Source organism: Selenomonas sp. KH1T6, assembly GCF_900108415.1.
Classification (GTDB): Bacteria; Bacillota; Negativicutes; order Selenomonadales; family Selenomonadaceae; genus Selenomonas_B; species Selenomonas_B ruminantium_A.
Map to the genome: position 1 here is coordinate 1 of NZ_FNWN01000051.1, position 14842 is coordinate 14842.

14 protein-coding genes and 1 pseudogene are annotated in these 14842 nt (G+C 45.5%); 1 reads left to right on the plus strand and 14 read right to left on the minus strand.

Annotated features, from left to right (window positions below):
• The 3 genes and pseudogenes from BLW59_RS16060 to ylqF all read right to left on the minus strand — a co-directional run.
• A pseudogene (locus BLW59_RS16060) lies at positions 1-839 on the minus strand (hypothetical protein); the annotation flags it as partial.
• 26 nt (positions 840-865) lie between these two features.
• A complete protein-coding gene (locus BLW59_RS16065; protein WP_074698720.1) occupies positions 866-1630 on the minus strand; it encodes a ribonuclease HII in 765 nt (254 codons plus the stop codon).
• A gap of 10 nt (positions 1631-1640) precedes the next feature.
• Positions 1641-2564, minus strand: coding sequence for a ribosome biogenesis GTPase YlqF (gene ylqF, locus BLW59_RS16070; protein WP_074698722.1), 924 nt, complete (start codon positions 2562-2564; stop codon positions 1641-1643).
• A gap of 164 nt (positions 2565-2728) precedes the next feature.
• Here ylqF and fba point away from each other — a divergent pair, with 164 nt between their 5' ends.
• A complete protein-coding gene (gene fba, locus BLW59_RS16075; protein WP_074698724.1) occupies positions 2729-3721 on the plus strand; it encodes a class II fructose-1,6-bisphosphate aldolase in 993 nt (330 codons plus the stop codon).
• 67 nt (positions 3722-3788) lie between these two features.
• On the opposite strand, the gene BLW59_RS16080 is transcribed toward fba, so the two are convergent.
• The 11 genes from BLW59_RS16080 to BLW59_RS16130 all read right to left on the minus strand — a co-directional run.
• On the minus strand, positions 3789-4370 hold the full coding sequence (locus BLW59_RS16080; RefSeq protein ID WP_081348581.1) for an HAD domain-containing protein: 582 nt from the start codon (positions 4368-4370) through the stop codon (positions 3789-3791).
• An 81-nt stretch (positions 4371-4451) separates the two neighbouring features.
• On the minus strand, positions 4452-5189 hold the full coding sequence (locus BLW59_RS16085) for a hypothetical protein (RefSeq protein ID WP_074698727.1): 738 nt from the start codon (positions 5187-5189) through the stop codon (positions 4452-4454).
• 118 nt (positions 5190-5307) lie between these two features.
• Positions 5308-7098: an HPr family phosphocarrier protein gene (locus tag BLW59_RS16090; protein WP_074698729.1), complete on the minus strand. Its 1791-nt coding sequence runs from the start codon at positions 7096-7098 to the stop codon at positions 5308-5310.
• 49 nt (positions 7099-7147) lie between these two features.
• Positions 7148-8485, minus strand: a complete 1338-nt coding sequence (locus BLW59_RS18260; RefSeq protein WP_074698731.1) for an HPr family phosphocarrier protein — start codon at positions 8483-8485, stop codon at positions 7148-7150.
• 28 nt (positions 8486-8513) lie between these two features.
• The gene (locus tag BLW59_RS16100; protein WP_074698733.1) at positions 8514-10097 is read right to left on the minus strand and encodes a PcfJ domain-containing protein; all 1584 of its coding nucleotides are present in this window, start codon (positions 10095-10097) and stop codon (positions 8514-8516) included.
• A gap of 37 nt (positions 10098-10134) precedes the next feature.
• Positions 10135-10692: a hypothetical protein gene (locus tag BLW59_RS16105; RefSeq protein ID WP_074698735.1), complete on the minus strand. Its 558-nt coding sequence runs from the start codon at positions 10690-10692 to the stop codon at positions 10135-10137.
• 58 nt (positions 10693-10750) lie between these two features.
• The gene (locus tag BLW59_RS16110) at positions 10751-11476 is read right to left on the minus strand and encodes a DUF3944 domain-containing protein (RefSeq protein ID WP_074698737.1); all 726 of its coding nucleotides are present in this window, start codon (positions 11474-11476) and stop codon (positions 10751-10753) included.
• 97 nt (positions 11477-11573) lie between these two features.
• The gene (locus tag BLW59_RS16115) at positions 11574-12572 is read right to left on the minus strand and encodes a hypothetical protein (protein WP_074698739.1); all 999 of its coding nucleotides are present in this window, start codon (positions 12570-12572) and stop codon (positions 11574-11576) included.
• A gap of 204 nt (positions 12573-12776) precedes the next feature.
• Complete coding sequence (locus BLW59_RS16120; protein WP_139283731.1) at positions 12777-13856, minus strand: hypothetical protein; 1080 nt, start codon at positions 13854-13856, stop codon at positions 12777-12779.
• A gap of 14 nt (positions 13857-13870) precedes the next feature.
• Complete coding sequence (locus BLW59_RS16125; protein ID WP_074698745.1) at positions 13871-14503, minus strand: TM1812 family CRISPR-associated protein; 633 nt, start codon at positions 14501-14503, stop codon at positions 13871-13873.
• 96 nt (positions 14504-14599) lie between these two features.
• Positions 14600-14842 (minus strand): hypothetical protein (locus BLW59_RS16130; protein ID WP_217634649.1); only part of this gene is annotated, 243 nt, incomplete at its 5' end.

Here is a 14842-nt window from a genome sequence, read left to right on the forward strand (position 1 = left end):
CCTTGGGGTGTCTGCTGCATCTGCTGGCCCTGCTGGGGCATAGACTGCTGCCCCTGGGGCGTTTGCTGCATCTGTTGCCCCTGTTGCGCAGCCTGACCCTGCTGTCCCTGCTGGCCCTGTTGAGCTTGTTCCTGCTGAGGCGGCTGCGGCTGTCCGCCCTCCGTAGTGGCTGGTCTGGGCATGAAGAACTGCACCAGCTGCTTCAGAAATCCCAGAGTGCTTCCTTCTTCGAAGGGCATAATGGAAGGCTGGCCTTTGGGCTGCAATGACAAGAGCAGCTGCTGCATTTCCTGGGGCAGCTCGTCAAAATTCTTATCCAAAAGCATCTCAAAGGAAGCCTTCAGCAGCAACACCGGCTCCAGTATCTTGCCCTCAGCACTGCCGCTGCTCACCATGGCCTTGAGATTGGTCAGAAGCACCTGCATAGTATCACTGACAGCGGGAGCCTCCCCCTTTTCTGCCATTGCCCCCATCTGGCTGAGCATCCTGGCCATACTTCCCAGCTGTTCCTGCGTGAAGCGCTGGCTTTCCACGGTACTGCCCAGCCCCTGCCCCAGGGTTTCCTCAAAAGAAAAGGCCTGCTTCAGCACATTCTTGATGACTTCCTGCAGTTCCTGGGGCATTTTTTCCATAGCTTCAGTATGAGCGCTGGCTACTTTGGCCAGTATGCTTGCCATATCATCTACAGCCGCCTGCAAGGCCACATTGGTACGCGGCGCAAAGGCCTCCGCCGAACTGCCGCCTGTGCGCTGGCCAACCCGGTCAGGACCGCCTGAAGATTGAGGTCTTTCTATCGGGCGAATACCCACATTTACCTGTGTTCCCGCTTCCAAAGGCATATCTTGTCACCCTTCCAGGATAATAATCACAAAGGCTGATTCTGTTCAAACATGGATTTTATAGGTTCAAAAGACATTCTGTGTATGGGACAGGGGCCGAATTTCCTCAGTGCCTCTATATGCTGGGCTGTGCCATAGCCTTTGTGGCTGGCAAAGCCGTACTCCGGATACTGCTTGTCATATTCGTCCATCAGCCGGTCACGGGTGACCTTGGCGATGATGGAGGCCGCCGCAATGGAGGCGGACTTGGCATCACCCTTGATGATGGAGCGGGAGGGCATGGGCAGGGCCGCCAGAGGCACTGCATCCACCAATACCTGCTGAGGCTCAGGCTTCAGGCCGAAGATAGCCTCATACATGCCGTTGAGGGTAGCCTGATAGATATTCACCCTGTCAATGGTCCTGGCATCCACCAGCACGCTGCTTACGGCTATGGCCTTTTCCTGGATCTCAGCGAAAAGCTCCTCCCGCCGCTCAGGGGAGAGTTTCTTGGAATCATTGAGATGGGGCAGCTCCAGCTCATGTGGCAGGATCACTGCTGCCACAGACACAGGCCCTGCCAGGGGACCGCGGCCGGCCTCGTCCACGCCCGCCACTATCTCCATGCCTTCTGCCCAGGCCTGGCGCTCGAAATCATAGAGGGAAAGGAGCCTCTCCTTTTCCTTCTGGGCCCTCTCATAGCGGCGCAGGATAGTGCCTGCTGCCTTGCGGCTGTCCTGGCGGCAGGCTTCCAGCAATTCCTCCGTCACAGGGCCTTCCGCAAAAAGCCTCTCAATATCTTTTATCGTCATTTTCGATAAATCAATCAAGTTTTTTTTCGCTCCCCTCAGCTGCCTCTGCTTTTTCTTCCGCGGGAACTTCGTCCAGGGTCACAACCCCCAGCTTGCCGGAGCGGAACTCCGTCAGCACGATATTGACGGCCTTTTCCAAATCCACCACGCCGCCTTTCACCAGGCAGCCGCGCTTCCTGCCAACAGCTTCCAAAAGCTCCAGCCCCGTCTCCGGCAGCTCACCCTTGAATTTGAAGCGCTCTGTCAGCCTCTCGGGGTGATCGCGGCGCAGAGTCTCCAGGAGCAGGGCCGTAACCTTTTCCCTGTCGTAAATATCATCGTTGATGGCTCCCGTGAAGGCCAGCTTCAGCCCCACAGTCATATCCTCGAACTTGGGCCAGAGAATGCCGGGCATATCCAGCAGGTCCAGATTGCTGCCCAGCTTAATCCACTGCTTGGCCCGGGTAACCCCCGGCTTGTCGGCAGCCTTGGCCTTGGCGGAACCTGCCAGCCGGTTGATGAGGGAAGACTTGCCCACATTGGGAATGCCCAGGATCATGCAGCGGGCAGCCCTGGCCTTGCCCCCCTTGCTCACCAGTTTCTCAGTCTTGGGACGGGCCAAATCCTCTGCCAGCTTCACCAGCTGTTTCATGCCCTTGCCGTTCAGGGAATCGATGGAAACAGCCGCTATGCCCTGGCTCTTGAAGTACGTCACCCAGGCGCGGGTCTGCTCTGGGTCAGCCAGATCTGACTTGTTCAGCGCCACCAGCCTTGGCTTGTCCTTGATGATCTCTGCCAGCATGGGATTAGCGCTGCTGTAGGGAATGCGGGCATCAAGCAGCTCGATGGCCACATCCACCAGCTTGAGATTTTCTTCAATGAGCCGCTGGGCTTTCTTCATGTGCCCCGGGAACCACTGCAGGTTCGGCAGGCCTTCTCTTTCTTTTTCTTCCATATTCTCACACTTCCGTTCTATGAATTATTTCATACCTATTTTACTATAGGCAGTGCAAACGGCGCAACTTTGTAAAAATTATCTTTCAACTCTACCGTAAATGATTTTTATATGGTATAATAGACAAGGTTAATTCGACCATAAAGATTAGGGGGTAATGAAAAATGCCATTAGTTGGAACTAAAGAAATGTTCAAGAAGGCTTACGAGGGCGGCTACGCTATCGGCGCTTTCAACGTGAACAACATGGAAATCGTGCAGGGCATCACCGAGGCAGCTGCTGAGCTGAACTCTCCTGTTATCCTGCAGGCATCCGCTGGCGCCCGCAAGTATGCAAAAGGCCCGTATCTCCGTCACCTCGTTGAGGCTGCTCTGGAAGTCAACGATATTCCTATCGCTCTGCACCTCGACCACGGCGCTGATTTCGAGACCTGCAAAGCCTGCATCGATGATGGCTTTACGTCTGTAATGTTCGATGGTTCTCACTATGATTTCAAAGAGAACATCAAGCGCACTCAGGAAGTTGTTGCTTACGCACATGAGCATGGTGTTTGCGTTGAAGCTGAGCTCGGCAAGCTGGCCGGCATCGAAGATGATGTCAAGGTTGCCGCTCACGATGCAGCTTACACTCAGCCGGAAGAGGTTGAGGAGTTCGTTAAAGAGACCGGCGTAGACTCCCTGGCTATCGCTATCGGTACTTCCCATGGTGCCTTCAAGTTCAAGCCTGAGCAGTGCACCCGCAACGCTGAAGGCGTTCTCGTACCGCCTGAGCTGCGTTTTGACATCCTGGCAGAGATCGAGAAGAAGATTCCTGAGTTCCCGATTGTTCTCCACGGTGCTTCTTCCGTTATTCCGAAGTATGTTCAGATCATCAACGCTAACGGCGGCAAGCTGGACGATGCTATCGGCATTCCTGAGGATCAGCTCCGCAAGGCAGCTAAGTCCGCAGTCTGCAAGATCAACATCGACTCCGACCTGCGCCTGGCTCTCACCGCTGGTATCCGTGAGCACTTCGTAGCTCATCCGGAGCACTTCGATCCGCGTCAGTATGTTGCTGACGGCCGTTCCTACATCAAGGAGCTCGTCGAGCACAAGATCAAGGACGTTCTCGGTTCTGAAGGCCGCGCTAAGGAAATCCTGGAGCTTATCAACAAATAAGCTTCCTTGTTCCAGTGTAATAGAAATGGACTGTGCATTTGCACAGTCCATTTTTTTACCCCTTATATTATTCTAAATTTAACAATTCTATGCTCTTGACTGCATCCTTCTCCTGCAATCCAATCTCTGGATCAGTCTGCACTAAATTTGTATCTGTGAATTCTGCCATATCATCATCATCGTCCAAGATAACGAATCTTTCTACTGACTGTCCGCTGTCATTCAGCCATTGGCGTATTTCATCGCCCCGACATGTTAGCCCTGGCAGCACAGGTGTGCTATCCATAATCTCCAGGCCATATTCCCTCAACCTATTAGAAAGCGTATTTCTTGCCTTAGCGAATCCAGCCCGCCACGATGAGGACAAAACAATCTTAGCTCCTGTAGATGCAATAATTTCCCGCAGCAATTGCAAATGCAAGTCCGTCCTTAACTGGAGCGAATTGCCATCCTGCTTTGAATTCAAAACACCATCCACATCCAGAAATATAACTTTGATATTATTAGCAATACTCTCACCAGATTTTACAACATCTTCTTTGCCCCATGCTATAGTTGAATGTTTTTTCTGATCAGAATTACTTTCTTCATCACTCTCTTGCAATGTTGCCAGAAGTTTATGTACCGAATCTCTTAATAACGCATACATAAAACCACTCTCCTTCACTCAATGATGCTTCTGCCTCATTTATATCACCCAAATGAGGCAGAATTCATTGATAGCTTTATTTCACCTAGCCATCCATAAACAAACCCGAATCTTATCTCCTAAAGTATCATCAACAGATGCACCCCAAATTATATTGGCGTTCTCATCCAGCCAATCAGTCAGCGCTACACTTGCTTCGTGCACTTCAAACATGCTCATATTTTCTTCCCGACCTATCACATTAAGCAGAACACCTTTCACCGAGCTTACATCACCCCATAATGCAGATATTTTCCGTAAAGCATCTTCACAAGCTACTTGGGCTGCATTCCCACCAGTAGCTTCACCCATTTCAAAAATCAATTCTTTTTTGTCAGCAAAAACAGCCCGCAAATCATCAAAATCAAGCTCGATTATGCCAAAAGAATCAACAATTTCATATGTTGCTTTCACAGCCATATATATGTAATCATAAGCTTCAGGCTCACAAGAAAATTTATTGATGTCCAAATTCATAAATGGCACATCAAGCGTTATACTGCCATCCGATATTAACATAGGGAACAGTACAGCATCACGCTTCCCCATAGTATCTATAGCTGCCTTAAAAGCTTCTAAGGCACCATCTTCCCTGCTATCTGCTATAATAAAGCCAACATCTACCGCAGTATTCCATGTGGTATCATCTGTTGGATCACCTTCCAGGAAAAACTTCTGTGCATCATCAGGCAGATTATTTTTCCAGTAATTGGCAGTTTTTCCGATACAAGCCACTTTAAGAACTCCCATATTTTCCTTTTCTGATTTCATTTCATACATTTTAAATATCCTCCTAAACCTAATTATATTTCTTATAATCAATTATCGTGATATAACTGTCTGTTGCCCTCCGAGAAGGTAACTATCACCCTTGTCCTGCCATGGAATAGAATGATTTTCATTGAACAACATATAAAAACTCTCTTAGAACAGGGTAATCGGTTGTTTGCATTCGTTCTAAGTTTATTCTTTCCAATTCCAGAGCACGGATGGCGTTTTGGGATATAGCTGCTTTGATATAATAATTATATGCATCCTTCCTGCGATTTTTCCACCACCCATAACCGTAGTAACACAGATTTCCTTTTGTAAAGGCAGCCCAGCCATCGCCAGCTTTTATTGCTTTGTTCAGCCATGCTACTTCTCTCTGAAATTTTGCATCTGATGCTTTTTGAGCATTCTCTGCAAAAGTGCCGTCAATATATTCACGGCCAAGATTTCCCAGCCTTTCCAAACCGCTATCCTGTACTGCCTTATCAAGCCATGACTCATACCTTTTCGCCCAAACATTATCCCATGCATCTTTGAGACGCTGATAATACAAGCGGGCTTTTCCTTTGTCAGGCTTACACCATTTCCCACCTTTTTCATAGAGCTTTCCCAGAGCAATAATCGTCTTTATATCACCAGTAGCTACCAGTTGTTCCTTGCGCTTAATCTCATCTTCAAATTGCTGCAAAGATTCCATTTCAGATCTTAATCCAGAGCACTTTTCATCATAATAGCTGGACATACTGTTAACCGCATCAGCAGTAGGATTGCTATGATTAAAAAAATTCGGACTAAAACATACTTCCCATGGATATATATCCATAAAACTAAACCGTCTGCTTTCCCATGCCGGTAGTTTCTTTTTTAGCTCAAGTATCCCCTGCTCGGTATAGCCTTTCATTATCAACTCAGCCAGAGGCTCAAATAAAGGATTTTGTTTTGCTCGTTGCAATGTATCTTCATCCAAATTATATCTTTTGCGAATATCAGGAAATTTAGCCATGCATTTACTTAAAAATTCGGCTTCGTCAAATGGTTTAACAGTCCTCTTCTCTAAGGGAACATATTCCTCATTTATTCTTCCTTCCAAAATCAAGTTTTCAAGATATCTCTTGCTGAATCTGTTGTAAAACAACCCCGCTATACGGTCTACGGCTTTTTCTGCATCCTCTCCTTCAGCAGTTATGTCTAATTTTGTCCCCCTTTCCCATCTAGGAGACACCTTGAACATTGAGAACCAATCCTTGACATCTATACACTTTCCTCGTATATAAATCTTAATATCTGAGGAAAATGAGCCCGATAGTTGCAATAAGATTATCTCTGGATTTTCACGTCTTCTGATGTTATGACGTATGTACGCAGTGGCTTTAGCACAATTATTCTCGCATATAACTTCCGGTATGCGTCTGTCCAATTTCAATTCTTTTACAGCGTTCCAGCTATTGTTATCCGCTGCCTTTCTCAGCCATTCTTCTGCAATCACTTCATCTTTAGGAACTCCTTCCCCCAGTTTATACATCATACCTATTCCATACATACATTCACCAGTATAATCATCCGGCTTTTCATTTTTACCCACTATATAGAGGAACTCCTCCATAGCTTCTTGGTATTTCCCTTTTTCTCTTAATTTGAAAATTTCATCTACATAAAAACACCGTTGGCCATATGAAGTACTAGTAAGCATTGGCAATACATTTGCAGCCTTTTTATAGCCTGCATCAGCAGCCTGTGTAAGCATTGCTCTAGCTTTGCAAATACTTTTTGCTACACCGGTACCGGATTTATACATACAGGCAACCAGATACATAGCTTCCGCATCACCGTCAGCTATTGCCTTTTCATAGCAGTCCAGTGCCATCTTGTAGTTTTTCAAGCGATAAAATCTTTTGCCTTGAGTTAACCAACTTTCCATGTCTTTATCCCTCAGTCACTAGGTCATTCACCATCATGATCATCAAATATTAATTTTTATGTAACAAATTCAACAATGCTGGATATGGAGCTAGAGAATCTCTGCTTTTAGTCGGAACACATTTAGTCGCCAAAATTGAATCATCAGGGATTCCTAATTTTAACTTCCCACTAGAAATCAAATCTGCTATATATTCCTCCTCTATATCAAACCCGCTATATATTAAATTCGCCAGTCTCTTTACTGCTTCTTCGGCATCTTTTCCTTCTGCATATATCTCAACTTTTGTCCCCTTTAGCAGTGCCGATCCCATAACCATCAGTATATTTTTAGCATCAACCCAATACGCCTTTCCCTTAGCTCGGAATTTTATGTCAGCTGTAAACAAATTTGCTAATTGTACCCAGATATGTGCTGGCCTATAATGTATTCCATATATATGCTTGATACATGTTATCGCCTTAGCATAACCGTCTCCACACTCAATTTCAGGTGAGTCAGCAGCTGAATCTACTGTCTTATAAGTTTTCTTTACTATTTTTATTTTTCCCGTGGAAATAAGATTTGCTATGTACTCATCTTTCAGATTAAATTTGCTGGATATCAGATTTACGATTCTCGTTACGGCCTCTTCAGCATCTTCACCTTTTGCAGTTATATCGACTACTGTATCGCTATGCAATTCCAAGTTTGCTACTGCGAGGATGCTCTTAGCATCGACAGTCTTGCCCTTCTCATGAAATTCTATGTCCGATTTAAACAATTGTGCTAACTGAGCCAGTATTTCTGCTGCATGGATGGTTTCATTATATTTCCTAATACATATCGTTACCTTGGCTTGGTCATTTTTGCAAATAACTTCATTATCTAATTCCAATGCAGCTATAGCATCATCATAGTTCTTATCTGCGGCCTTCCGTAACCATTCCTTAGCTCGCTTAACATTTTGTGGAACACCTTGTCCTGCCTTATACATCATGCCTATCCAATACATACACTCAGCCTGATATTCATAAGAAAGTTCATTATTCCTTGCAAATTCGACATATTTATGCAGAGCCTCTTGGTATTTTCCTTCTTTACGGATTACATGTACTTCCTCTATGCGAGTTCTAAATTGCTCATATGGCGATGGCACATGTATCAAGCCCAATATATTTGCTGTACTTATAGCTAATTGATCTCCAGCCTCGGCAGCTTTCTTAAATAATTCATACGCTTTTTCCTGATCCTTCTTGACTCCTAACCCCGATAGATACATCCCCGCAAGGAAATTCATGGCACGAGCATTTCCTGCTTCCATTGCTTTTTCATAGATGACAGCTGCCGTTTTGTAGTCCTTTTTTGCATATGCAACTTTCCCTTGAGCCACTAAGTCTTCAAGCATTTTCACACATCCTTTCATACGCAAATATTCAATAAATCTGATTGCGTTTCTTATAAGCAATTTTCTTGTTTTCTGCCCATAGGCAGAGAATTTCATCTATATCTCTGGCCAGCCCCTGATTGCAGGGACCTTTAGCTTGCACAAGCCGGTTCTGCTTCACTTCTAAACAGGCAATATATTTCTCGCCTTTTTTCAGCGCCAGGATGAGTGTCAACTTTTCAAGTACACTAGATACATAGCTGGCTACACAGTTATGAAAAATTCTTCCGTATCTTCGTAGTTCATTAGTGTCCCTGGGCAATACAATCTGATATCCTTTGATCTTACCTGCATAACCAAGTTCTTTGTCTGTATATTGGAATTCCATATTTTTTTCGGGCGGCAATAGTGCCCCCAAATCGTACCCACCTCGCGGCCTGCGCTGGATAATCCCAGGCAATTCATCCATCAACAGGTCATGGACGTTTTGGGTGAAGCCTTCCCTCAAAAGAGTACGCATAGTATCTGGATGCAGAGCCATATCATTTCGGTCAGCACCTGATGCCGCAAACATACGCAGGATGTCAATGTCATTTTGCAGCCATCCATCTTGCACAGCTAAAGGATGCAAGCAATTAGCCAGTTGTGTTTCTTTGCGATGGCGCAGAAAACCGTGGCAGAACTTCTCAAGCCAGCGAAGATATCGTGCGCTTTCATTATAGACTGGAAATGTCAGTTTTGATTCCTCCTGGTTATATCTTAGGTCCATCAAACGGAAGCTGAATAACTTGTCGCGGTGGAAAAACCTTCGGATAATATTTATGTCACGGAACCCCAGTTGCCAAAGAAGCAAGTATGCCACAATATTCTCCGAGGCTTCGGCATATGCTTTTCTGAGACTTTTGGGTGGATGAGTCAGCTGGAAGAATTCACAGAGAGGACGATAATTGTCCCTCTGATCCCTGGGAAAGATGTTGTCATAATCCTTGCCTATCAAATCGCGAAGCCTATAGATATTTAGATCAAGTGGACGCATGCAGTAAGCAATCATATGCTCCAAACCATGTATGTTGCCAATATACGTTGGACGAAAACCGAATTCTTCTTCGGCCACGTTCTGCATATAGGACATGGCCGCCTCAGTGACCACAGTTGGTATTTCCACGTAGTATGAACCAAGCAAATCTGGGAAAACTACTTCTGTAGAGCAGGAAAACGATCCAACCCAGCCTCCTTGCCGAGGCTTGAGCAATCCCATCGGCCATGCCTGAACCTTGCCATGATACAAGTCACACTCTATCTGCCATTCCTTTTCCTGTATAGAAAGCCCCTTGCCATGCCTTATTTCCGCCATATAGAGCTGCAATGTTACTGCTATAATCCCGGTTGTCATAGCCTCTACAGTCCAGCGACAGGGAATAAACAGGCGCATATCTCCTGCGTGGTACATTTCCGCTATTTCTTTTTCAACATCCAGGTTGGAGTTTTCTCCTTCCAGCCATTGCTGGTTTTCTGTATCAAAACTGAAAGTCCTGCTTTCTGAAACAGCACCTTTATTATGGGTACCATACAATGTGTCATATACAAACTCATTACAGAACTCTTCCTGCATAGCATATCCAGGCATTAGCATCAGTCCATTCCTTTCCTAAAAAATTTTCAATCACGTCCTAATCTACATTGAACACCGCCAAAGGAGCTGCGATTATTTCGAGCTGCAGGACATCTCCTCTCATATAGTGGCCCAGGCAAAGCATGATGATATCCTCCAGTATGAGGTCTTCATCTCTCTCATTGTCTGTGAGTTCATCCAGATAAGAGAGCACTGTCGCAAAGCCGTCTGAGGGAACAAATTTATGTTTCGATGTGCCCTTTTCTTTGGATGGGCGTGTATCTAAATCATCTATGGTATGGAAAATACGAACCTTCTTGCCTTTGTAAGAAAAATTCAATTCCTTGGCTGAGAGCCTGAAGGACCAAATAAGCTCTACTTCAAGTTTTTCATTTCCGTTACAATGGAACTTGCACATGATGCCCAAGTCTTTTTTATTGCTGCGGAAAAAATTTTGTGCATCAGATTGAGGCATTTTCAATTTCAGCAGTGCTTCTTCAATAACCTGACGAATATCATCCAGGGAAATGTCCTCTTCATTTATGTATGCGTAAGCATCTGCTGGTACTTCAATATCAAATTGAATACCTGTAAACCTTTTGCTTGAATTTTCCATAATAGCCTCCTTTTGAATAAACCGGGCTTTAGGTACCATAGCCCGGTTTATTCAGATTTCAATACAAATTGTATTTCGCACGGATATACGCTACCTGAATCACAGCAGGAACCGTGACACGATATGCAGGCCCCGCTACGTCAATGGCAAACCAAAGGGCATTCAATGCAAGGCCTACAGGGCCGGCAAATATTGAAACTGCCTTTGTCAGAGCCGCATTACCAGCAACACAGATTCCTCTGCCCAGGAGAGCTCTTGCCACGGCATTGGCTACGATGACAGATATTTTGTATGGGGTGAACCCTGTTTTGAGGATCATCATCTGCAGAGCGGCTATGACGGCCTGCTTGGTGAAATGAGTCACCTTTATATCCAGGTTTTCAATCAGCTCTTTCATCTGTTCATCGTCCATCTCGTCCACGGCTTTTATCAAGATTTTGCAAAGCAAGTTCATTTCGATGACCGGAATGGCCGCATCGGGATTATAGTTCACCTTCAAGTTATCGCACACATCGCACAACACCTCACGGTATGGCACTCCTTTCCCGCCACGGAACAAGTTGGCAAATGTATTGCCGCCAAAGCACTGCAGCTCAGCAGCAATGTCTTGCCAATACTCTCTGGGGCTATAACGATTGTTTTTATAACCTGAGGTAGAAGAAAGTTCTTCGGTAAGCCTCAAATCACCATCCTCATCTCTCGTCAAATATCTTATCAGAACCTGCAGGTCATCATCTTCAGCAATGGACAGGATTTCCAGATCTTCATCGTTACGGTAAGTCATGATATTTTCCTCCTCATATCACAGTTGCTTAACTATCTATTTATATACACCACTCTTCAGTGGGATTTTTGGCATCTTCGCTCAAAAATTTTTGGCATCAGTCTCCAAAGAGCCAGCTGCCAATACCGCCAATAACGGCCCCTGCTACTACAAAGGGTGCGGCGGCAGCTACGATAGGCGCGGCTGCGGTCAGCCCTATAGCAGCGGTGGCAGCCCCTGCTCCTGTGGAGATAGCTGCGGCTGCCGTGCCTACAGCAGTTGCTCCCGCGGTGAGAGCTGTACCTATAACCGGCGCTGAGGTTACGGCGGCAGCAGCCGCTCCGGCAGCTTCGATAGCGGCAGCACCTGCCGTCGTACTGGCAATGACGCTGCCTACTGCCCCGGCTCCGTAGCCAACTGCTCCGGCCTTGGCAGTATCCACGACCACATCACCTGCAGCCTCGCTCACGGACTTTTTGCCCCTGGCCACCTCCACGATATTACTGCCCAGACTGAAGCCAGCTCCAGCAATGGCACTGGACTTGGCGGCTTTGAGCCCCACACTGTGGGCTGCGCTTGCTCGTTTGGCACCGCTGTAGAGGTGGGAAGTCACAGGTGCATTGGAGCTGCCGGTGATTCTGCTCTCACGCTGCATGAGATCTGCCAGCTTCTTGGCTTCTGCATCTGTCACATGACCTTCGCGCACTTTCACACCCACTTTGCTGCCGGCTTCCTTGAAAGTTTGGATGTGAGTGTTGCCCTTGTCCAGCAGGACCTCCTGCCCAGTGTATTCGCCAAAGTCAATCTGCTTGGGCTTGTAGCCGGACTTCACCTGCTGCAGCACTTCGGTGCCATTTGACTTGACGTACCGCAGGTCTGCGATACCGTTGTTGTTGATGACTTCTGTATGTCGTCCCAGGGCGCTGGCGTGTCCGGCTTCCAGTTCTTCCATGACGAACCCCTTGAAGCCTTTGGTGCCCCCACGCATGGTATTCAGGTTAGAGAGGCCTTCCCCCATTCTCTCGTAGGCCAGCATACCTTTGGCCGCACGCTTGATTGCACCAGTATTCTGCTGGATAGCTACCGCTGCTTCGTTCACATGATTCATTTTTGCCATAATAGACACGTCCTTTCCTATACGCTTGAAATGTTCTCACTTTATATAACCGCTCCTGGGAACGGCTTTTGGCATTTTCTGCGAAATATTTTTTCGCGTTCTATTGCCCTTCAATATATATCACCGTTCCTGCTGCCAACTTTTGGCATTTCCGGGCAAAAAAATAGCCGCATGCAAATGCAAGCGACTATAGATATTCTTTATTTAATTTTTTTCTTTAACCAAATGCCATTTATTAAACAAATGCCATATATATGTGTTTATTTCAGTATAATTTTTTCTCCAGGTATCTGGACGCAAATTGAGTTCATCAGACATTCTGGGCATAAGTATGTTATGTATCTTTTTGACAAGTTTTTTGCGAAGGTTTGTAAGTTTATCAGAAATATCTTTATCTGTGTCTTTCTCTTTGTTTATTTCACTTAAAATAATCTTTTCTTCATATTTCCCATAGAGATATTTGTTAGCATTATAGAATTCCAGATTAATATAATCTTTCTTTTCTTCAGCTCGTTTCTTTCCTACATCTCCTTTTACAAATTGTATAGACCAATACCCTTGTGCTTCATTTTGACGCTTATTCCCCCTCTTATCGGTATAATTATTGGAATTCTCCAATACATAGTCCATAGCGTCACTATAAAGATAATTCATTTCATTTTCATCACCGTCATCTTCTGCCTGGCTATCCACTATCTTATTTGACGCTTCTATCAAAAAAGCATTTTTACTGGAGTCGTCTTTAGGTTCGGCATCCATAGAGCCTGTATGTACCCTATCGAATACAGTCCTTTGAAATTCTTTCCATTCTTCATCAGAATATCCACAATTTGATACTAAAAATTGGTGCACACGTTTGCTGTTCAGCATATTAAATTTTAACGCTGCAGTTATATCCTTGGAGTCCATACCATGTTTCAATGCAATGTCACGTAAAGATTCCCTGATTGCTATTTTCCTTATTTCCACTTCCTCAGGATTTTCTTCTTCGAGTTTTTCAGCTTCTACTCCTTTGCATTTTAATTTATAACGTTTCCTTATATCAGCTACAAAGTCGTGTTTATTCTCCTTACAATATTTTTTAAATATTTCCTCAAAAGAATCTAAGAATAACAAATTGTCACGTTCTTCATTTCTTTTGAAAATCAAAGCGTAGATGTCTCCTAGCAGTGACCTTTTCTTTTCATACAGTTCCTTTTCTTCATGGTGATTGAGATCATCCCTGCTTTGCAGCGCCAAGACCTCCTGCAACAGCGTATCTATCTCAGGATTCGCGTTCATCACTCTCACCGCCTTATTTAACCGATCATGAACCTCAGGAATTCATCAGTGCTCTTTTTCTGCCCGGGCTTGGTATTGTTCACCAAAGTGTTGATATAGAAAAGGCTGGTTATATCGATAATATCGGAGGTAGGAGAAGTATCCGTATCTCCACGATAATACTGGGCATATACCATACAGTCCACATCTACATCCTGTCCGGCCTTGGCGGCGTAGGACATGGCAATCAGACTGCAGATGGTATTGCACTTCATACCAAAGGTCATATCTGCATAGATGCGGTCGCCATCCTGGAAGTAATCAGAAATCTCCTGGAAATGACGGCTGAAAGTCAGGGAATCCATCTCATCGCGTTGCTTCGTGTGATCAGGTTCATAGATTTCTACGAAGGATGCCTTGGCTTTATGGGCTTCCAGTATTTCCTCCATTTCCTTTCTCAGGATCTTATAGTTATTTTCCGGGTTAGTAGTCTGCGTCAGGGTAGTGATAATCAGTATATCATCATTTTCATCTATGTTGGCATCCAGTAAATAGGAGATGGGAGCAAAATAATTTCTGTCACCCATGTCAAAGTCACGGCTCTGGTAGACTACCCTGTTACCTGGATTATCAGGGGTCATCATAACTGTAGAAAAAAACACCTTTCGCATTTCAGTCATCTCCATTTCGTAATCAATACCCATCCGGGTATATATATTCTACAAATCAATCGTCTATACCTGCCAGCCAGGGCAATATGGCTGGCTTTAGTCCCTGCCCAGCCATCTGCCCACTGCACCAGCTACACCAGCAACTATCATGATAGGGACAATGGCCGGAGCAATGACTGCCGTAGCAGGCATTGCCGATGCAGCGCCTATGGCGGTACCGATGGTACCTCCAACTCCCACCCCTCCGCTGATGCCGGCCCCTACTGCCTTTGCGCTGCTTGCAATGTTGTTCTCTGCCATGATGAACGCCTCCTCACTTCTTCTCATCATCAAAAAGTT

Coding starts and splice junctions, on each gene's coding strand:
- BLW59_RS16065 (WP_074698720.1), bottom strand. CDS start 1,630: ATGACGATAAAAGATATTGAGAGGCTTTTTGCGGAAGGCCCTGTGACG.
- ylqF (WP_074698722.1), bottom strand. CDS start 2,564: ATGGAAGAAAAAGAAAGAGAAGGCCTGCCGAACCTGCAGTGGTTCCCG.
- fba (WP_074698724.1), top strand. CDS start 2,729: ATGCCATTAGTTGGAACTAAAGAAATGTTCAAGAAGGCTTACGAGGGC.
- BLW59_RS16080 (WP_081348581.1), bottom strand. CDS start 4,370: ATGTATGCGTTATTAAGAGATTCGGTACATAAACTTCTGGCAACATTG.
- BLW59_RS16085 (WP_074698727.1), bottom strand. CDS start 5,189: ATGTATGAAATGAAATCAGAAAAGGAAAATATGGGAGTTCTTAAAGTG.
- BLW59_RS16090 (WP_074698729.1), bottom strand. CDS start 7,098: ATGGAAAGTTGGTTAACTCAAGGCAAAAGATTTTATCGCTTGAAAAAC.
- BLW59_RS18260 (WP_074698731.1), bottom strand. CDS start 8,485: ATGCTTGAAGACTTAGTGGCTCAAGGGAAAGTTGCATATGCAAAAAAG.
- BLW59_RS16100 (WP_074698733.1), bottom strand. CDS start 10,097: ATGCTAATGCCTGGATATGCTATGCAGGAAGAGTTCTGTAATGAGTTT.
- BLW59_RS16105 (WP_074698735.1), bottom strand. CDS start 10,692: ATGGAAAATTCAAGCAAAAGGTTTACAGGTATTCAATTTGATATTGAA.
- BLW59_RS16110 (WP_074698737.1), bottom strand. CDS start 11,476: ATGACTTACCGTAACGATGAAGATCTGGAAATCCTGTCCATTGCTGAA.
- BLW59_RS16115 (WP_074698739.1), bottom strand. CDS start 12,572: ATGGCAAAAATGAATCATGTGAACGAAGCAGCGGTAGCTATCCAGCAG.
- BLW59_RS16125 (WP_074698745.1), bottom strand. CDS start 14,503: ATGCGAAAGGTGTTTTTTTCTACAGTTATGATGACCCCTGATAATCCA.